The following is an 18,101-nucleotide window of genomic DNA, read 5'->3' as shown; positions in this document are numbered from 1 at the left end:
ATCATGTGGCCGAAGGCCGCAAGGGCCTCCGGGAGTGTGGTGCGTCCACTAGGACGACATCGAGGAGGAGGCGGTTCACTCTTCCGTCGGAAAAATCCGGTCCTGCCATCAGAAAGTCGACTGACTGCTCATGGGTCTCACCAGTAATACGGTCCTGGTCCTGGCCATCATCGCCGGTGTGCTGCTGTTCGGGGCGACGGTGTGGTTCTGGCCGAAGCTCTCGGGCCGCTCCTGGCGTGCCGTCACCGGTCGGATCGGGCTCCTGCTCGCGACCCAGCTGGCCGTGTTCGCGGCGGTCGGTCTCGCGGCCAACAAGTCGTTCCTCTTCTACGGCTCCTGGGCCGACCTGGTCGGCAAGGAGACGTCCATCGGCAAGGTCGTCGACCACTCGATGAGCAGCAAGGACATCAAGGTCATCGACAAGCAGAAGCTTGACGTGCCCGGTGGTGCCAAGCCGCAGGTCGGCGGCCAGATCCTGAAGGTCGCCATATCCGGGCAGAAGTCGAAGATAACGAGTCCGGGCTACGTGTGGCTGCCGCCGGAGTACTTCCAGCCGCAGCACAAGGACCAGAACTTTCCCGCGTCCATCGTCCTGACCGGCTACCCGGGCACCGCCGAGAACCTGATCAAAGGGCTCGACTACCCCATGAAGGCCTTCAGCCTGTCCAAGCAGGGCAAGATGAAGCCGATGATCCTGGTCATGCTGCGCCCGACCATCGCGCCGCCGCGTGACACCGAGTGCGTGGACATACCCGGTGGCCCGCAGACGGAGACGTTCTTCGCGCAGGACCTGCCGCAGGCCATCCAGTCGACGTTCCGGGTGGGCGACAAGCCGCAGAACATGGGCTTCATCGGCAACTCCACGGGCGGCTACTGCGCCCTGAAGATCGCCGCGCACCACCCGCAGACCTTCGGCGCCGCCGCCGGTCTGTCCGCCTACTACGACGCGGCGAACGACGCGACGACCGGTGACCTGTTCCACGGTGACGACAAGCTGAAGAAGCGCGCCGACCTCCTGGCGAGCATGGCGGACAAGAAGCCGGCCGGTACGTCCTTCCTCGTCACGAGCAGCGAGAAGGGCGAGCCGAACCTCGGCGACACCAAGAAGTTCATCAAGCTGGTCAAGGGCCCGGACCGAGTCTCCTCGATCATCCTCGACAGCGGTGGCCACAACTTCAACACGTGGCGCCGCGAGATCCCGCCGATGCTGGTGTGGATGAGCGGACGCATCCAGGCCTGAGGCCGCCGATGGGTGCCGTGCGCACGCGAAGGGAAGGGTCCGGCTCCGGCCGGGCCCTTCTCGCGTCGCGGCTCTCGCGTTACGGCCTACGCGTCCTGGAGTTCCGCCCGGCGCAGGGCCCGGTGGACGTCCTCCGGGGTGAGGACGCCGACCAGCTCGCCCGAGTCCGGGTCGGTGACCCCGATGCGCCCCGAGTCCTCCTGGAGCAGCGCGGCCAAGGCCTCGCGGAGCGTTGCCCCGAGGACCACCGACGCGGCGGGGGTGGTCGCGCCCTGCGGCGACGCCGTCAGGTCGGCCGGGCCGACGGCGGTGACCGCGAGGCGCTTGAGGCCCCGGTCGGCGCCGACGAAGGAGGCCACGTACGGGGTGGCGGGGGCGGCGAGGACGGTGGCCGGGCGGGCGAACTGCTCGATGGTGCCCGCTCCGTAGACGGCGATGCGGTCGCCGAGTCGGACGGCTTCCTCCAGGTCGTGCGTGACCAGCAGGATCGTTTTGCGGACGGTGCGCTGGAGGGTGAGGAACTCGTTCTGGAGGCGCTCGCGGACCACCGGGTCGACCGCGCCGAACGGTTCGTCCATCAGCAGGACCGGCGGGTCGGCGGCGAGCGCGCGGGCCACGCCGACGCGCTGGCGCTGACCGCCCGACAGCTGGTGGGGGTAGCGGCCGCCGTGCACGGCCGGGTCGAGGCCGACGAGTTCGAGCAGCTCCGCCGCCCGTTCGCGGGCCTTGGCCTTCGGGGTGCCGAGCAGCCGGGGGACCGTAGCCGCGTTCTCCAGCACCGTCTTGTGCGGGAAAAGCCCGACCTGCTGGATGACGTAGCCGATGCGCCGGCGCAGCTCGACGGGGTCGGCGGCGGCGATGTCCTCGCCGGCCAGGAGGATGCGCCCGGACGTGGGCTCGATCAGGCGGTTGACCATCTTCATGGTGGTCGTCTTGCCGCAGCCGGACGGGCCGACCAGCGTGACCAACTCGCCTTCCGCCACCTCGAAGGACAGGTCCTCGACGGCCGTGGTCCCGTCGGGGTAGCGCTTGGTCACATGCTCGAATCGGATCACCCCGCCATCCTCCCCCAGCCGCGGGCCCGAACAGGCGAAGGGTTTGTGAGAGGTGTGTTGCACCTGTGCGAACCGTTCAGGCCAATGTCGGTGTCCGGGGTTATGGTCGCTTCTACGAACAGGTGACGGGGGTGAGGGACGGTGGCCAGCGGGAACTGCCTCGTGGCGAACGACTGGGTCTGCTGGGACTACGTCACTTCCCGGTCGTCCGAGCTCACCGACGCCACGATCGAACACGTCTGGATCACCGCCGCCTCGGTCCTCATCGGCCTCGTCGTCGCCGTCCCGCTCGCGTTGCTGGCCCGCCGGGGCCGCCGCTGGGCGGCCCCGGTGCTCGGCCTGACCACCCTGCTCTACACGATTCCCTCGCTCGCCATGTTCTCCCTGCTGCTGCCCTTCTTCGGGCTGTCGGCGGCGCTGGTGGTCACGGGGCTCGTGCTGTACTCGCTGACCATCCTGGTCCGCAACGCGATGGCCGGCCTCGAAGCCGTCCCCGAGGAGGTGCGCGAGGCCGCGCGCGGCATGGGCTACGGGCCGGGCCGCCTGCTGTGGCAGGTCGAACTGCCGCTCGCGCTGCCCGCCCTGCTCGCCGGGGTGCGGATCGCGACCGTCTCCACGGTGGCGCTGACCACGGTGGGCTCCATCGTCGGCAAGGGCGGCCTCGGCAACCTGATCGCACCCGCCGTGAACAGTTCCTTCAAGGCCCAGGTGCTCACCGCCTCGGTGCTGTGCGTGCTGCTCGCGCTCGTCGCCGACCTGCTGCTGCTCGGCGTCCAGCGGCTGCTGACGCCGTGGACGCGGGGCGCCGGCCGGCCCACGAAGGTCGTCGCCGTGGTGAAGGAGGCCTGAGGGCGTGGACGTGATGGGACAGGCCTGGGACTGGCTGGCGGACGGCGCCAACTGGTCCGGGGAGAGCGGCGTCTGGCACCGCCTCGGCGAGCACGTCTACGTCAGCGGGATCGCGCTGGCCATCGCCTGCGCGGTGGCGCTGCCGATCGGCCTGTGGCTCGGCCACGTCGGCAAGGGCGGCGCGCTCGCGGTCAACATCTCCAACGTCGGCCGGGCCGTGCCCGTCTTCGCGGTGCTGGCCCTGTTCATGGTCTCCCCGCTGCGCACCGCCGGCTACCTGCCGACGATCGTCGCGCTCGTCCTCTTCGCGGTCCCGCCGCTGTTGACCAACGCCTACGTGGGCATGCGCGAGGTGGACCGCTCGGTGGTGGAGGCGGCCCGGGGCATGGGCATGTCCGGGCCCCAGCTGTTCCTGCGCGTGGAACTGCCGCTCGCGCGGGGGCTCGTCATGACGGGCCTGCGCTCGGGCGCCGTGCAGGTCATCGCCACCGCGACGATCGCGGCGATGGTCGGCCAGGGCGGCCTCGGCCGCATCATCACCGCCGGCTTCAACACGTACAACACCGCCCAGGTCGTCGCGGGCGCCGTGCTGGTGGCCCTGCTGGCCCTGCTGGTGGAGGGCGCCTTGGTGGCGGCGGACCGGCTGCTGCCGCGCACGCCGACCGGCTGAGGCGACGAGTCCCCGCGTCACCCACTCGAACGGAGCACTTCCATGAGCAAGACCACGCGCGTCGCCGGCGCGTCCCTGGGCGCGCTGGCCCTGACCGTGTCGCTGGCCGCGTGCGGCGGCGAGAGCCTGGAGAAGGCGAAGGACACGGGCTCCTCGTCCGCCTCCACGTCCTCGGGGGAGGGTGGCGGCAAGGGCAAGCTGGTGATCGGCGCGGCCGGGTTCACCGAGTCCAACGTCCTCGCCGAGCTGTACGCGTTGCTGTTGAAGGGCGCCGGCTACGGCACCTCCATCACCACCGTGAGCAACCGCGAGCTGTACGAACCCTCCTTGGAGAGCGGCGAGATCGACGTCGTCCCCGAGTACGCGGCCACCCTCGCCGAGTTCCTCAACGCCAAGGTGAACGGCCCGAACGCGCCGAAGGACAAGCCCGTCGCCTCCAGCGACGCGGCGGCCACCGTCGCGGCCCTGGAGAAGCTCGCCGCGCCGCTCGGTCTCAAGGCGCTCGCGCCGGGTGCGGCCGTCGACCAGAACGCCTTCGCGGTCTCCCGGGAATTCGCCGCGAAGAACAACCTGAAGTCCCTTTCCGACCTGGGCAAGTCCGGGCTGAAGGTGAAGATCGCGGCCGGTGACGAATGCGCCGTCCGTCCCTTCTGCGCCCCCGGATTGGAGAAGACGTACGGAATCTCCGTCGCGGGTATCGACCCGAAGGGCGTCGGCACCCCGCAGGCCAAGCAGGCCGTCAAGGACGGCATCGACCAGCTGGTGCTGACCACCACCACCGACGCCACCCTCGACGCCTACGGTCTGGTGCTGTTGGAGGACGACAAGAAGCTCCAGAACGCCGACAACGTCCTGCCCGTGGTGAACGCCAAGGACGCCGGCGCCCCGGAGGTCGCGGCCGCGCTCGACCGGCTGAACAAGGTGCTGACGACCGCCGACCTCGTCGAACTCAACCGCAAGGTCGACGCCGAGCGGGCCAAGCCGGCGGACGTCGCGAAGGCCTATCTGGAGTCCAAGGGCCTTATCGAGAAGTGACTTTCGTGCCGGTGGTTACCGGATTGACGGAGAAATGCGGTGTCACCGAGCGGGAACAGTTTGCCGGGCGGGTACCCCACACGCCGTCCACGCCCTGTAAATTTCAGGCCATGCCCCGTGGACGCCACCGCAATCCCGAGCCCCTGCACCGACTTCTCACGCCGACGGCCGTCGCCGGGGTGTCCGTGGCCGCCGCCGGCGCGGCGTGGCTGCTCGCGGAACCCCTGGCCCTGCGCCTGCTGGTGGCCCTCACGGCCGCGGTGGGCGCGGGCGGCGCCGTCCTCATGCGTTCCTGGGACCGGGCCGCCGGCCGCCGGGTCGCGGAACTCGCGCGCGAGCGGGTCAAGGACGAGTGGAGGACCGAAGAGCGCATAGCCGAGCTCGAATCGGACCTGGAGGAGGCGCGCGTCCTGCGCGCCAAGCTCGACGCGAAGCTGCGCGCCAAGCGCGTCGAGATCGCGGGCCTGCGCGGCGAGCACGCCGCGCTGCTGCGCCGCTACGCCACGGCGGAGACCGAGCGCGCGAGCGCCCTGGAGAAGCGCCGACTGCTGGCCATCGAGGCCCAGGCGGCGCCGTCGGGCGCCCCGAAGGAGCTTCCGGCGGTCTCGCAGGAACGTAACGGCGCCGGGGCGCCCACGGCGGTCGGCTACGCCCGCGCTAACGCGGCCATGGCGGCGCTCGTCCGCAAGGCGGAGGACCGCGAGGCGGCTCGGGCGAGGGCCGCGGCCTCCGCGAACCCCGCGGCCCCCGCCGCCCCGCGCCCGGCGGCGCCAAGGCCCTGGAGCCCGCCACGGGCACCGAGGCCCCGCCCGCCCGGCCGCCACCCCCGTCCCGGCCCCCCGGACCGCGGCGGCCGTGGCCCCGTACGCCGCCCAGCGCCGCTCCGCCTCGCGCGTCGAGGGCGGCTTCGACTTCTTCGGTACGAAGACGGGCGCGCAGGCCCGCGCGGCGATCGAGTCCGTGCAGAACGAGGACCTGGCCGACGTGGTCGGCGCCGAGGCCCTCGCCGCGCACAAGGCCGAGTCGGCGGGCACCGCGAGCGAGCCGGAGTTCAAGCCGGTCACGCCCGAACAGCGCGCGGTGGGCCAGGTCATCGACCTGACGGCCCACGACGAGACCGAGCCGATCGACGTGGTCCACCTGCGCACGGCCATCTCGTAGTTACGCGCGCACTGACGCGCGTATGCGCATTCACGGGTAGGCGAGGACGAGCGTCACCGCCACCGCCTCCAGCATCAGCTGCGCGGCCAGGGCCCCGCCCCGGATCGGCGCGGGGCCGGCGAGCGCGACGACCATCGCGGCCGCGGCGAGCCCGCACAGCGTCAGGAAGGCGACCGAGGGGAAGGGCGTGCAGCCGCCGTAGGTCAGGCAGCGGGAGCCGGTGTGGGTGGCCAGCACCGCGATCTTCGCGGCCACGAGCGCGGGCACGAACAGTACGGCCCACAGCACCGCGTGCGTGCGGACCCGTACGGCGCCGGCGGGCGCGGGCGGGGTGACGGAGGCGGGCCGGTGCGTCGTCCAGGTGGGCATGACGCCATCCTGTCCGGCGCCGCGTGTACGGGGATCCGTACGCGTACTCAGCGCGCTACTCAGAACAGCGGCAGTTGGCCCGGGTGCGGGCCCAGTGCGAAGCCGTCCAGCGTCGGGGCCGAGGCGCCGAGCACCACGCGGGCGCGGGAGCCGGGGCAGGACACCAGGTCGCCGCGCCCGCGCCCGGCCGGGGGATCGTGGCGGGCGATCCGCCCGGCCGTCACGGCGCAGTCGCGGCCACAGGCGGGGCAGGCCCGTCGGGGGGAGTGGGACATGTCCCCAGTCTGCCCTGCCCCACGGACATCGCCCCGCTCAGCCGGTCGCCCCGGTCAGCCGGCCATCCCCCGCTCAGCCGGCCGCCTTGGAAGCCAGCCAGGCCTGGTGCGCGCGGTCGACGCGCTCCCACAGGGCCGTGCGGTCCTCGGGGCTCAGGTCGTCGAGCTCCCGACCGAAGACCTCGCCGATCGTCACGAAGAACTCCTCGGGCGTGGCCAGTTCGCGCGCCGTGCCGTCGCCGCCCGCGCTCATGCGGGACAGCATCCGCCCCGCGAGCCGGTCCACGCCCGCGTCGTGGCGCCGCAGCATGATGAAGGACTGCCGGAACGGGGAGTCGGGGGCGGTCGACAGCCGCAGGTGCTCGGCCTCGAAGTCGGCCATCGCGGCGGGCGCGGAGCGGAAGTTCATGACCGGGAAGGGGCCGTTGTCGGTGCGCAGGGTCCAGCCCGCCTCGTCGCCCTCGGCCCCGGCCAGCGGTTCCAGGGCGTAGCCGAAGTTCTGCGTCCAGCTGCCGGCGCGCAGCGGGAGCGGCTCCAGCGGGCCGTTGCCGAGGCCGACGTCGACGAACCAGGTCGCGCCGTCGACCCGTACGGACAGGGTGAGGTGGTCGCCGCTGACCGCGCGGGAGGTGGGGTCCGCGTAGACGCCGCCGAGGTGGCGGGTCACGTCGTAGCCGAGCTCCTCCAGCAGTGCGGCGAAGGCGCCGTTGAGGTGGAAGCAGTAGCCGCCGCGTCCGGCGGAGAGGCGGCGTACGGACAGCCGCGGGTCGATGCCCGGCGGCCGGCCGATCTGGATCTCGGTGTTCTCGAACGGGATCCGCTGCACGTGGGCGCGCTGGAGCGCGAACAGCCCTTCCTTCGACGGGGCTCCGGGCCGGGTGATGCCGATGCGGCGGAGGTAGTCGGCGTAGGTGTCCGTGTACGTACCAAGGGTCATGGGGGCACAGTAGGACGCGCCCGTGCCGAACTCGCTCGATTTCCGGGCCGATTGTCAGATCGGAGATCGGAGGTGTTCGGGATGTTCGGGGTTCGCGGTCCCCCGTCTCCGGCTACTTGTCGATGTCGCCCACGACGAAGAACAGCGAGCCCAGGATCGACACCATGTCCGCGACCAGCTGACCCGGCAGCAGTACCGACAGGGCCTGGATGTTGTTGTAGGAGGCGCTGCGCAGCTTCAGCCGGTACGGGGTCTTCTCGCCCTTCGACACCAGGTAGTAGCCGTTGATCCCGAGCGGGTTCTCCGTCCAGGCGTACGTCGCCCCCTCGGGCGCCTTCAGCACCTTCGGCAGCCGCTGGTTGACGGGCCCCGGCGGCAGCTCCGCCATCCGGTCCAGGCAGGCCACCGCCAGGTCGAGGGCGTTGTGCGTCTGCTCCAACAGCACCTCGAAGCGGGCCAGGCAGTCGCCCTCGGCGCGGGTGACCACCTTCAGGACGTCCTGGAGCTCGCCGTAGGCCAGGTACGGCTCGTCGCGGCGCAGGTCGAAGTCGACGCCCGAGGCGCGGGCGATCGGCCCGGAGACCCCGTACGCGTGCACGGCCTCCTGTGCCAGCACGCCGACGCCGCGCGTGCGGCCGCGGAAGATCTCGTTCCCCTGCACGAGGCGGTCGTAGACGTCCATCCGGGTCTGTACGTCGGCGATGGCCGCGCGGGCCCGGCCGAGCCAGCCGGCGGGGAGGTCCTCCTTGAGGCCGCCGACCCGGTTGAACATGTAGTGCATGCGGCCGCCGGAGATCTCCTCCATCACGGCCTGGAGCTCCTCGCGCTCGCGGAACGCGTGGAAGATCGGGGTGATGCCGCCCAGTTCCAGCGGGTAGGACCCGAGGAACATGAGGTGGTTCAGGACCCGGTTCAGCTCGGCGAGGAGGGTACGCATCCACACCGCGCGCTCGGGGACCTCCATGCCGAGCATCCGCTCGACGGCCATGACGACGCCCAGCTCGTTGGAGAACGCCGACAGCCAGTCGTGGCGGTTGGCGAGCATCACGATCTGGCGGTAGTCACGGGCCTCGAACAGCTTCTCGGCACCCCGGTGCATGTAGCCGACCACCGGCTCGGCGCTCACGATGCGCTCGCCGTCCAGGACGAGGCGCAGGCGCAGCACGCCGTGGGTGGAAGGGTGCTGCGGTCCGATGTTGAGCACCATGTCGGTGCTCTCCGCCGCGCCGCCGATGCCGACCGTGGTCTCCGTCATGGCGGCATTGTCGCAGTCCTAGGGTGGGCGTATGGAAATCGGGACGACGGGTGAGACGGCCGGGCCCGTGTGGGTGGGGTTGCCCGGTGGGCTGCTCACGCTGAGGCGGCTGCTGCTGGTGCTGTGGACGGCCGCCCTCACCGTGGCGACGGGGGTGCTGCTGGGCGTGCTCGTCGGCCCGGCGTGGGCCGCGTTCGGGGGGCTGTGGCTCGCGGTCCTGGCCTGGGGGTGGGTGATGCTCGGGCGGAACTGGCGGTCCTGGCGCTACGCCGAACGGGCCGACGACCTGCTGATCAGCCGGGGTGTGCTCTGGCGGGAGCAGACGGTGGTCCCGTACGGGCGGATGCAGCTGGTGGAGGTCACCTCCGGGCCGCTGGAGCGGCGCTTCGGGCTGGCCTCCGTACAGCTGCACACGGCCGCCGCCGCGACGGACGCGAAGATCCCCGGGCTGGTGCCGCAGGAGGCCGAGCGGCTGCGGGACCGGCTCTCGGAGCTGGGCGAGGCAAGGTCGGCGGGGCTGTGAGCGGGGCCGAGCACGGCGCGGGGAGCGGCTCGGGGAACGGCCTGGGGGACCAGCCGGCCTCCGGTGCGGCTCCGGCGGAGGTCCAGCGGGCGGGCCCGCTCGGGCCGACGTACATCGAGCGGCGGCTGCACGTCCTGACCCCGCTGCGCCGGGCCTGGGTGCCCGTCGCCGCCACCGTCGGCATCCTCGCCCAGCAGGGCGACCGGGTGCGGGAGTGGGTCGACCCGCTGCCCGTGGTGCTGCGCCTGGCCGCGCTGGCCGGGCTGGTCCTGGTCTTCGGCGCGTACGGGTTCCTGAGCTGGTGGTTCACGCACTACGCCGTCACCGACACCGAGCTGCGCATCCGTACCGGCCTGATCTTCCGCCGTACCGCCCACATCCGGCTCGACCGCATCCAGGCGGTCGACGTCACGCGCCCCATCCTGGCCCGGGTCGCCGGCGTCGCGAAGCTGCGGCTCGACGTCATCGGCACCGAGGCGAAGGACGAGCTGTCGCTGCTGGCCGAACGGGACGCCGTCGCCCTGCGCGCCGAGCTGCTCGCGCGGGCCGCCGGCTTCACGCCCGAACGGGCCGTCACCGTCGGGCAGGCCCCGGAGCGGGAGCTGCTGCGCGTGGGCGTGCCCGACCTGGTGGCCTCGTTGCTGCTCAGCCTCGGGGTGTGGGCGGCGCTCGCGGGCGGGCTCGTCGCCCCGGTGGTGGTGTGGTGGGTCAGCGACAACCCCTGGGCGGCGGTGGTGACCCTGGTGCCGCTGCTGGGCGCGGTGTGGGCGGGCAGCGTGGGCCGCTTCCTCACCGAGTACGACTGGACCGTCGCCGAGTCCCCCGACGGGCTGCGCCTGGACCACGGGCTGCTGGACCGCCTCCACGAGACCGTCCCGCCGGGCCGGGTGCAGACCGTACGGCTCGTGGAGCCGCTGCTGTGGCGGCGGCGCGGCTGGGTCCGGGTGGAGCTGGCGGTGGCGGGCTCCAAGAACGAGGTACTGGTCCCGGTGGCCCGGCGGGAGGCCGCCGGGGCGGTGATCGCCCGGGTGCTGCCGGGCGTGGACCTGACGCGGCTGGTGTTCAGCCCGTCGCCGTCGGCCGGGTCGCGGTGGGTGGTGCCGGTGTGGTGGAAGGGGTACGGGCTGGCCGTCTCGGACGAGGTGTTCGCGGCCCGGCGCGGGCGGCTGTGTCGGCGTACGGAAATCGTCCCGCACGCGAAGGTGCAGAGCGTCCGCCGCTCGCAGGGCCCCTGGGAACGCGCCCGGGGCGTGGCCGACGTCCACGTCGACACCGGCGCGGGCAACACCGTCACCGCCCGCCTGCGTCCCGCCGCCGAGGCATCCACCCTCCTGGACGCCCAGGCCACCCGCTCCCACACCTCCCGCGCCACGGCCCGCCCGGACCGCTGGATGACCTGAGCCGTCGGTTTCCGGCCGGACCCGCCCCGCCGGCGTAGGCCGTGCGGGGGGCCGCCGGGCGGGGGCTTGTGTCCGGCAGTCGAGGTAACTCCGCGATGACGGTACGAATCTGACGGTCGCTCGGGGTAGTGCAGGTCCGGACGGACCCTCGACCCGGTCCGCGTCTCGCAACCGAAGGACAGCACCCCATGAACCTCCCCCGCACGGTACGCGTCGCCGTCCCCGCCCTGGCCGCGCTCACCCTCACGATGGCCTTCGCCGGCCCGGCCGCCGCCGACCCCGCGCTGGTATCGCGCAACGGTGGTCAGATCCTCTTCACCGCGCAGCCGGGGGAGACGAACACCGTCACCTTCAGCATCGTCGGCGGAGTCCTGCAGGTGAACGATGCGACGAGCACTCTCATCCCGGGACCCGGCTGCGTCCGGTTCAACAACGCCAATACCGTCCGCTGCGGCCAGGCGGCCGGCGTGACCCGCATCCTGGCCTCGCTCGGCGACCGGAACGACAGGGCCACCAACAACACCAACGTGGCGAGCGACATCACCGGCGGCGAGGGCGACGACCAGCTCATCGGCGGCGGCGGCCCCGACCGCCTCGTGGACTCCGACGGCTGGAACGCCGTACCCGGCTCGAACACCTTCGAGGGACGCGGCGGCAACGACACGGTGATCAGCCGCAACGGCGGCTTCGACCGGATCGACTGCGGCGAGAACTTCGGCGACCTCGACTTCCTGCTGGCCGACGCCGCCACCCTCGACGTCGTCGCCCCCAACAGCTGCGAGTTCGTCCAGCGCAGCTAGCCGAACCGGACCCGCCGGGGCGGCGGCGCCGTCAGAGCGCGCCGCCGCCGCCGGCGCGGACCAGGCCCGTTTCGTAGGCCAGGACGACGACCTGGACGCGGTCGCGCAGGCTCAGCTTCGTCAGGATGCGGCCCACGTGCGTCTTCACCGTGGCCTCCGACAGGACCAGCCGCGCCGCGATCTCCCCGTTCGACAGGCCCTGCGCCACCAGCAGCATGACCTCGCGCTCGCGGTCCGTCAGCCGTTCGATCTCCTTGTTCTCCGGCTCCGCCGCCGTCGTCGGCAGCATCGGCGCGAACCGGTCCAGCAGCCGGCGGGTCGTCGACGGGGCCACCACCGCGTCCCCGCTGTGCACCGAGCGGATCGCCGCCAGCAGCTCCGCCGGGGGCACGTCCTTCAGCATGAAGCCGCTCGCGCCCGCCTTCAGCCCGGAGAACGCGTACTCGTCCAGGTCGAAGGTGGTCAGGATGATCACCTTCGGGTGCTCCGGCGGCTCACAGATGCGTCGCGTCGCCTCGACCCCGTCCAGCCGGGGCATGCGCACGTCCATCAGCACCACGTCCACCTTCGTGGCCCGCAGCACCTCCAGCGCCTCCAGGCCGTCCCCCGCCTCGGCGACGACCTCCATGTCCGGCTGCGCGGCGAGCACCATCCGGAATCCGGTGCGCAGCAACACCTGGTCGTCGACCAGCATGACTCGGATGGACATCGGTGGTTACCTCTACCTCTTCTTGAGTGGGAGCAGGGCACTGATCCGGAAGCCTCCGCCCGGACGCGGGCCCGCGTCCAGGGTGCCTCCGACCATACCGATGCGCTCCCGCATACCGATCAGACCGTGACCGGCGCCGTCGGCGCCGCCGTCCTCGTACAGTTCGTGCGCCGCGCCCCGCCCGTCGTCCTCGACCAGCAGGCCGAGCCCGTCGTCGAAGTAGACCAGCCGTACGCTCGCCTTCGCGTCGGGGCCGCCGTGCTTGCGGGTGTTCGTGAGCGCCTCCTGCACGATGCGGTACGCCGTCAGCTCCACGCCGGTGGGCAGCTTGCGCGGGGCGCCCTCCACCTCGAAGTCCACCGTCAGGCCGGCCGCCCGTACCTGCTCGACCAGCACCTCGATCTGCTCGACGTCCGGCTGCGGCACGTAGTCCTCGGACTCCTGCGGCTCGCCCGTGCGCAGCACGCCCAGCAGCCGGCGCATCTCGGCGAGGGCCTGACGGCCCGTGCCGGAGATGGTCTGGAGGGCCTCCTTGGCCTGCTCGGGCGCCACGTCCATGACGTACGCGGCCCCGTCGGCCTGGACCACCATCACCGACACGTTGTGCGCGACCACGTCGTGCAGCTCGCGGGCGATCCGCGCCCGCTCGGCCGCCACCGCCACCTTGGCCTGCGCCTCGCGCTCCTTCTCCAGCCGCTGATTGCGCTCCACCAGCTGCGCGTAATAGGCGCGGCGGGTGCGCACCGAGTCGCCCATCACCCAGGCCAGGGCGAAGGGGACCATCAGGAACAGGGTGAACAGGACGGTGTCGCTGCCCTTGTCCACTTGGTCCTGGAAGCGCAGCGCGTACAGCGGGGCGGCCGTCAGGCCGAGGCCGAACGCGATCCGCGACAGCCGGCGGGAGACGTCCGAGGCGGCCGCCACCGTGTAGAGGATGACCAGCATGGCCAGGTCGAAAGTCTGCACCTCGACGCCGAGGGCCAGCTGGTAGACGCCGGTCGCGACCGCCAGCCAGAACATCTGCCGCGTCCACTTGCGGCGCAGGGCCACCACCGCCGACAGGGTCAGCACCGGCGGCACGGCCGCCAGCCGCTCGGCCGGGCCGGACGGGATGTCGACCACGCTCAGCAGGGACAGCCCGAGGAGGAGGACGGCCCAGAGGGTGTCCACGCCCGTCGGGTGTCTGCGGATGAAGTCGTAGAGGCGCTGCACGTAACCCAGAGTAGGGAACGCGGATAGGTGCTGGAGTCAACCACAGGTGCGATCCCTGGCTCGGGGGCGTACTCCGCAAGGTGGAGGGTCACCCCGGCCCCTTAGCCTGTGGGGGATGAGCGCGCAGGGTGAGGTCAAGGGTCCGGTCCGGTGGCGCGGTGCGATGGAGGCCGCGCTGTACGGGCCCGGCGGCTTCTACGTGCGCCCCGACGGGCCCGGCCCGGCCGGGCACTTCCGCACCTCCGTGCACGCCTCGCCGCTCTACGCCGCGGCCGTGGCCCGGCTGCTGGAGAGCGTCGACGCCGCGCTCGGGCACCCCGAGCGGCTCGACCTGGTCGACGTGGGCGCCGGCCGGGCCGAACTCCTGACCGGGGTGCTCGCCGCCCTGCCTCCCGAGACGGCCGCGCGGGTGCGCCCGTACGCCGTCGAGCGCGCGGCCGCGCCCCGGGGGCTGGACCCGCGCATCCGCTGGGTGGACGAGCCGCCCGCGGGGACGACCGGGCTGCTGTTCGCGAACGAGTGGCTGGACAACGTCCCGCTCGACGTCGCCGAGGACGGCCGCTACGTCCTGGTCGCCCCCGACGGTACGGAAACCCCCGGCGGCCCCCTCGACGCCGCCGACCGTGCCTGGCTGGAGCGGTGGTGGCCCGGCGCGGTCGGGGCCGGCGCCGGCCGGGCGGAGATCGGCCGACCGCGCGACGAGGCCTGGGCGGCGGCCGTCGCCACCCTGGACCGGGGCCTCGCTGTGGCCGTCGACTACGCCCACAGCCGGGAGGCCCGGCCGCCCTTCGGCACCCTCACCGGCTTCCGCGCCGGCCGCGAATGCGCCCCGATCCCGGACGGCAGCCGCGACGTCACCGCGCACGTCGCCCTCGACGCCTGCGCCGGACCGGGCGCCGTCCTGCTCACCCAGCGTGAGGCGCTGACCGCCCTCGGGGTCCACGGCGGCCGGCCCCCGCTGGCCCTGGCCTCCACCGACCCGGTGGCCTACGTACGGGCCCTGTCGACGGCGGGCGAAGCGGCGGAACTCACCGCGCGCGGCGGCCTCGGCGACTTCGGCTGGCTGATCCAGCCGGTGGGCATCCCCGCCTGGCGGCCGGGTAGCGCCTGAAAGCACCTGGAAGTGGCTAAAGCCGCTTCGCGCTGCGCAAGGTCGTCGCGTAGTAGCCGTTGCCGTCCAGGCGCGAGGTGCCGCCCTTGTCGCCGATGGTGGGGCCGTTGGCCTCTTCGCGGCTGGAGATGAAGATCTTGTGCCCGTCGGTGTCGGTGCCCAGGTAGATGCCCGTGTGGTCGAGGCGGTCCTTCGTCCGGGCGTCCAGCTTGAAGAACAGCAGGTCGCCCGGCTGGATCACGTCGATCGACGTCGGGCGGTCCTCCGCGCCGACCCCCTTGAGCGGGAGCACGTCCGTGCCCAGCTTGGAGCGGGCCATGCCGTTCGCCGTGCGCGGCAGGCCCGCGCCCGGGGTGTCGTCGGGCATCAGGGGGTAGCGGGCGCGGTAGCCGAAGACCGTGCGGACGAAACCGGAACAGTCCATGGACCGGTATCGGGCCGTCTGGGGCTGCTTGGTGACGCCGTTGCGGAACGTGTACGGCTTGCCGAGGTAGTCGAAGAAGTCCGACTGCTCCAGGCGCAGGTCGTTGCCGGCGGTGCCGGTCGGGTTGAGCGGGCCGAAGGAGGCGTCACCCGCGTAGGAGGCGCCCTGCGCGTCCTTCTTCACCGGGGCCTGGTCGCCGTACTGGAAGGCCATCGCGAAGATGTCGTCCTCCTGGCTCCCGAAGTACTTCGTGAACCACTCCTTGAACCACGGCTGGTTCTCCGCGCCCTGCTTCCACGCCTCCGGCATGAGCCGGACCCAGTTCTCCGTCACCACCCGCGACTTGGTGTTGGCGGGCTCGGTGAACGTGCGGCTCGGGCCGGTGAGGGTCGCCGTGCGGGCGCCGTCGGTGAACGTGGCCAGCACCTGCCCACTGCCGTCCCGCAAGACCGAACGGTCGGGGCCCTGGAGACGTTCCCACTTGCGCTCGCCGCTCTGGCCCGTCGGCGCGACGCCCGCGACGCCCGCGACGTTCTTCTCGGCGACGATCCGCACGGCGGGCGCCTTGGCCTGCTCGTCGGCGCGCAGCGCGTAGGTGAGGTACGCGCTGCCGGCCAGCAGCGCGAGCACGGTGGCCGTGTGCAGCGCGGAGCGCGAACGGCGGCTCTTCGACGGGGCGGCGGCGGTCATACGGGCCTTCCGGGGGCGGTGGGGTGGGTGTGGGGCCGGGTGCGGGGTTCGGCTCAGGCGGCGGGCATGAAGCCGAGCAGGATGCCGGCGGTCAGCACGACGTACGTCATGAGCGTGGCGCTGCCGGTGGCGAGCAGGGTGGCGCCCTTGGGCTGGCGCACCAGCTGGTAGGCGATCAGACCGGGGACGATGAAGCCGAGGGTCTGGTTCGTGTACAGGAGCGGGAACTCCAGCTGGAGCACGATCACCACGGTGGCCTGGAGCAGCACGCCCAGCAGGACGACGGCGGCGAAGAGGCGCTTGCCGTAGAGGATGACGAAGCGCTGCACGACCAGCGTCAGGACGTACGTCAGGACGGTGACGCCGACGACGAGCGCGGCCCGCTGGAGGTCCTCCAGGAGGGTCAGCGCCAACCAGCCGGGGGTGATCATGCCGCCGGGGGAGAGGTTGGTCGTCAGGTAGCACAGCAGCGAGAAGAGCAGGCCCAGGGCGATGCCGATCGCGGCGATCTCGGGGGTGAGGACGGCGGGGATCAACGGGGGTCTCCTGGGCGGCGGGACTGGTCGGTGGGCCAGGCGGGCACGGGGGTGGCGGCGTCGATGCCGTACGGGTCCGCCGGGGCCGGACGCGGGTACGGCGGCGGGGGCACGGCCTGCCCGTACGCCTCCCCGGGCCAGGGGCCGCCGGGCTGCGGAACGTAGAGCGGGTGCTGCCCGTACGGCGGCGCCCCGGGGTACTGCTGCCCGGGGGTGGGCGCCTGCGGGGCCCGGTCGTACGGGGCCTGGGCGTACGGGGCTTGCGCGTTCGGGGTCTGGGCATGGGGCGCCTGCCCGTAATGGACCGGCCCGTGCGGCTCCTGCCCGTTCGGAGCTTGCCCGTAGGGGGGTTGCCCGTTCACGGCCTGCCCGTTCCGGGCTTGCCCGTACGGGGCCTGGCCCTGCGGGGCCTGCCCGTACGGGACGTGGACCTGCGGGGCCCGCTCGTACGGGGCCTGCCCGTCCTGGACGTGCGGCGCGTGCTGCTCTTGCTCGCGCTGAGGCTGCCCGTACTGTGCGTGGCCGTCCCGGGTCGGCCCGTACTGCGCTGCGGGCGGCGGCGCGTGGCCGGCCGGGGCCTGGGCGTGCGCGGACTGCGCGTGCGGCGCGGCCGGCTCCGCGTACGGGTCTCGGGCCGCCGGGGCCGGGTGGGCGGGGGTGTCCGCCTCGTCCGCCGGGAGCTCCGCGAGGTGTTCCAGCAGCACCTCGCCCTGCCCGTGGATGTTGCCGATGGCCACGAGCGAGGAACTCGCGCCGAGGTGCCCCAGCAGCTCGCGCATGAACTCCTCGCCGTCGCGGTGGTCACCGCCGAGGTCCACCGCGCGGTCGCGCCACTCGGCCGGGATGGCGTCGATGGCGCTCTTCGCGGGGTGGCCGATCACGAACACCTTGTCGGGCCGCAGTTCGGGGATGATCGCGCCCATCTGGCCGTTGCGCTCGACCCGGTCGGGGCGGCAGTTGATCACCACGTTCAGCGGGCGGTCCACCGCGCCCAGGTCCAGCAGCTGGTTGATGTTCATCAGCGTGGACTCGGGGTCGTTCGCCGCGAAGACGTTCGCGAAGCGCAGCCGCTTCCCGTCCGGCGCGCGGTACCGCTCCACCGACAGCACGCCCGGGTCCGGCGGGGCGTCGTACATGCCCTTCAACGCCGTGGCGCGGTCGACGCCGAGCAGCTCGGCGACGGTGAGGGCGATGGCGACGTTCTCCTTGAACGTGAACCAGCCGAAGCCCCGCAGCTCCTCGTCCGAGACTGTGTCCGGGTCGGCGTAGATCAGCCGGCAGTCCCGCGCGTCGGCCTCCTCCTGGAGCACGTGGAAACGTTCCTTCTCGGCGGTGACGCAGATCCCGCCGTGCGGCATCGAGCGCGAGAGCGACCGCGCGATGTCGTCCAGGGTCGGGCCCATCTCGGCGACGTGGTCCTCGCGGACGTTGCACAGGACGCCGATGGTCGACTGGATCAGCTTCGACTGGTTGATCTCCTGGAGCGCCGGCATGACCGCCATGCACTCCATGACCAGCGCGTCGGGCCGGTACGCGGCCGCGCGCCGCACGATGCCGATCTGCTCGACCACGTTCGCGATGCCGAACTTCCGGTACACCGGCTCCTCGGTGGCGTCCGGGTGGATGAACCGGGCGGCGGTGCCGGTGGTCTTCGCGACGGTGGTCAGGCCGCCGCCGCGCAGCGCGCCGGCGCACAGCCGGGTGATGGAACTCTTGCCGCGGATGCCGTTGACCAGCACCCGCTGCGGGATCCGTTCCAGGTTCGCGAAGTGCCGGCGCTGCTCGACGATGCCGGCGACCAGCATGAGGGCGCAGCTGACGACCAGCACGCAGTAGAGGAAGAGCACGGG

Annotated in this window: 20 protein-coding genes; 9 read left to right on the top strand and 11 right to left on the bottom strand. The window is 72.5% G+C overall.

The window, feature by feature from the left end; genetic code table 11:
* The first annotated feature begins 130 nt into the window (after positions 1 to 130).
* On the top strand, positions 131 to 1,240 hold the full coding sequence (locus M4D82_RS15210) for an alpha/beta hydrolase (RefSeq protein ID WP_249766568.1): 1,110 nt from the start codon (positions 131 to 133) through the stop codon (positions 1,238 to 1,240).
* An 86-nt stretch (positions 1,241 to 1,326) separates the two neighbouring features.
* On the opposite strand, the gene M4D82_RS15205 is transcribed toward M4D82_RS15210, so the two are convergent.
* On the bottom strand, positions 1,327 to 2,295 hold the full coding sequence (locus M4D82_RS15205; protein WP_249766567.1) for an ABC transporter ATP-binding protein: 969 nt from the start codon (positions 2,293 to 2,295) through the stop codon (positions 1,327 to 1,329).
* A gap of 141 nt (positions 2,296 to 2,436) precedes the next feature.
* On the opposite strand from M4D82_RS15205, the gene M4D82_RS15200 reads away from it, so the two are divergent.
* Genes M4D82_RS15200 through M4D82_RS15190 form a run of 3 tightly spaced genes read left to right on the top strand, consistent with a single transcriptional unit; the run spans position 2,437 to position 4,849 of the window.
* Positions 2,437 to 3,144 (top strand): ABC transporter permease, encoded by a 708-nt coding sequence (locus M4D82_RS15200; protein WP_249766566.1) that lies wholly within the window; start codon positions 2,437 to 2,439, stop codon positions 3,142 to 3,144.
* Between the two features lie 13 nt (positions 3,145 to 3,157).
* Positions 3,158 to 3,814, top strand: coding sequence for an ABC transporter permease (locus tag M4D82_RS15195; protein ID WP_502989069.1), 657 nt, complete (start codon positions 3,158 to 3,160; stop codon positions 3,812 to 3,814).
* A 42-nt stretch (positions 3,815 to 3,856) separates the two neighbouring features.
* The gene (locus M4D82_RS15190; protein ID WP_249766564.1) at positions 3,857 to 4,849 is read left to right on the top strand and encodes an ABC transporter substrate-binding protein; all 993 of its coding nucleotides are present in this window, start codon (positions 3,857 to 3,859) and stop codon (positions 4,847 to 4,849) included.
* Here M4D82_RS15190 and M4D82_RS34595 read toward each other — a convergent pair.
* On the bottom strand, positions 4,816 to 5,328 hold the full coding sequence (locus tag M4D82_RS34595) for a hypothetical protein (protein ID WP_502988934.1): 513 nt from the start codon (positions 5,326 to 5,328) through the stop codon (positions 4,816 to 4,818). The genes M4D82_RS15190 and M4D82_RS34595 overlap by 34 nt on opposite strands.
* A 376-nt stretch (positions 5,329 to 5,704) precedes the next feature.
* On the opposite strand from M4D82_RS34595, the gene M4D82_RS34590 reads away from it, so the two are divergent.
* Positions 5,705 to 6,010, top strand: a complete 306-nt coding sequence (locus M4D82_RS34590) for a hypothetical protein (RefSeq protein WP_502988933.1) — start codon at positions 5,705 to 5,707, stop codon at positions 6,008 to 6,010.
* 30 nt (positions 6,011 to 6,040) lie between these two features.
* On the opposite strand, the gene M4D82_RS15180 is transcribed toward M4D82_RS34590, so the two are convergent.
* The 4 genes from M4D82_RS15180 to M4D82_RS15165 form a co-directional block, all read right to left on the bottom strand.
* Positions 6,041 to 6,379, bottom strand: coding sequence for a hypothetical protein (locus tag M4D82_RS15180; RefSeq protein WP_249766563.1), 339 nt, complete (start codon positions 6,377 to 6,379; stop codon positions 6,041 to 6,043).
* 59 nt (positions 6,380 to 6,438) lie between these two features.
* The gene (locus M4D82_RS15175; protein WP_249766562.1) at positions 6,439 to 6,654 is read right to left on the bottom strand and encodes a hypothetical protein; all 216 of its coding nucleotides are present in this window, start codon (positions 6,652 to 6,654) and stop codon (positions 6,439 to 6,441) included.
* A gap of 73 nt (positions 6,655 to 6,727) precedes the next feature.
* Complete coding sequence (locus M4D82_RS15170; protein WP_249766561.1) at positions 6,728 to 7,591, bottom strand: arylamine N-acetyltransferase family protein; 864 nt, start codon at positions 7,589 to 7,591, stop codon at positions 6,728 to 6,730.
* A 112-nt stretch (positions 7,592 to 7,703) separates the two neighbouring features.
* Positions 7,704 to 8,846, bottom strand: coding sequence for an NADH-quinone oxidoreductase subunit D (locus M4D82_RS15165; RefSeq protein ID WP_249766560.1), 1,143 nt, complete (start codon positions 8,844 to 8,846; stop codon positions 7,704 to 7,706).
* A gap of 31 nt (positions 8,847 to 8,877) precedes the next feature.
* Between M4D82_RS15165 and M4D82_RS15160 the strand changes: the two genes are divergently transcribed.
* The 3 genes from M4D82_RS15160 (at position 8,878) to M4D82_RS15150 (ending at position 11,569) form a co-directional block, all read left to right on the top strand.
* On the top strand, positions 8,878 to 9,369 hold the full coding sequence (locus tag M4D82_RS15160) for a PH domain-containing protein (protein ID WP_249766559.1): 492 nt from the start codon (positions 8,878 to 8,880) through the stop codon (positions 9,367 to 9,369).
* Positions 9,366 to 10,769: a PH domain-containing protein gene (locus M4D82_RS15155; RefSeq protein ID WP_502988932.1), complete on the top strand. Its 1,404-nt coding sequence runs from the start codon at positions 9,366 to 9,368 to the stop codon at positions 10,767 to 10,769. The genes M4D82_RS15160 and M4D82_RS15155 overlap by 4 nt, the downstream gene beginning before the upstream one ends.
* A 188-nt stretch (positions 10,770 to 10,957) precedes the next feature.
* A complete protein-coding gene (locus M4D82_RS15150) occupies positions 10,958 to 11,569 on the top strand; it encodes a hypothetical protein (RefSeq protein WP_249766558.1) in 612 nt (203 codons plus the stop codon).
* 31 nt (positions 11,570 to 11,600) lie between these two features.
* Here the strand turns inward: M4D82_RS15150 and M4D82_RS15145 are convergent, their stop codons facing one another.
* Entirely contained in the window at positions 11,601 to 12,278 is a 678-nt protein-coding gene (locus tag M4D82_RS15145; protein ID WP_249766557.1) for a response regulator transcription factor, read from the bottom strand.
* 12 nt (positions 12,279 to 12,290) lie between these two features.
* Positions 12,291 to 13,490 carry a sensor histidine kinase gene (locus M4D82_RS15140; protein WP_249766556.1) on the bottom strand — a complete coding sequence of 400 codons (1,200 nt, stop codon included), beginning with the start codon at positions 13,488 to 13,490 and terminating at the stop codon, positions 12,291 to 12,293.
* A gap of 115 nt (positions 13,491 to 13,605) precedes the next feature.
* On the opposite strand from M4D82_RS15140, the gene M4D82_RS15135 reads away from it, so the two are divergent.
* Positions 13,606 to 14,601 carry an SAM-dependent methyltransferase gene (locus M4D82_RS15135; protein ID WP_249766555.1) on the top strand — a complete coding sequence of 332 codons (996 nt, stop codon included), beginning with the start codon at positions 13,606 to 13,608 and terminating at the stop codon, positions 14,599 to 14,601.
* A 16-nt stretch (positions 14,602 to 14,617) separates the two neighbouring features.
* Here M4D82_RS15135 and M4D82_RS15130 read toward each other — a convergent pair whose 3' ends face one another.
* From M4D82_RS15130 to pgsB, 3 genes are read right to left on the bottom strand one after another with little or no spacing between them, the layout of a single operon-like run.
* The gene (locus M4D82_RS15130) at positions 14,618 to 15,715 is read right to left on the bottom strand and encodes an NlpC/P60 family protein (protein WP_249766554.1); all 1,098 of its coding nucleotides are present in this window, start codon (positions 15,713 to 15,715) and stop codon (positions 14,618 to 14,620) included.
* A 53-nt stretch (positions 15,716 to 15,768) separates the two neighbouring features.
* Positions 15,769 to 16,251 carry a poly-gamma-glutamate biosynthesis protein PgsC/CapC gene (locus M4D82_RS15125; protein ID WP_249766553.1) on the bottom strand — a complete coding sequence of 161 codons (483 nt, stop codon included), beginning with the start codon at positions 16,249 to 16,251 and terminating at the stop codon, positions 15,769 to 15,771.
* Positions 16,248 to 18,098, bottom strand: coding sequence for a poly-gamma-glutamate synthase PgsB (gene pgsB, locus M4D82_RS15120; protein WP_249766552.1), 1,851 nt, complete (start codon positions 18,096 to 18,098; stop codon positions 16,248 to 16,250). The genes M4D82_RS15125 and pgsB overlap by 4 nt, the downstream gene beginning before the upstream one ends.
* Between the last annotated feature and the right edge of the window lie 3 nt (positions 18,099 to 18,101).

It is taken from the genome of Streptomyces sp. RerS4 (assembly GCF_023515955.1).
Lineage (GTDB): Bacteria > Actinomycetota > Actinomycetes > Streptomycetales > Streptomycetaceae > Streptomyces.
This window is presented reverse-complemented; position numbering and strand designations above follow the sequence as displayed.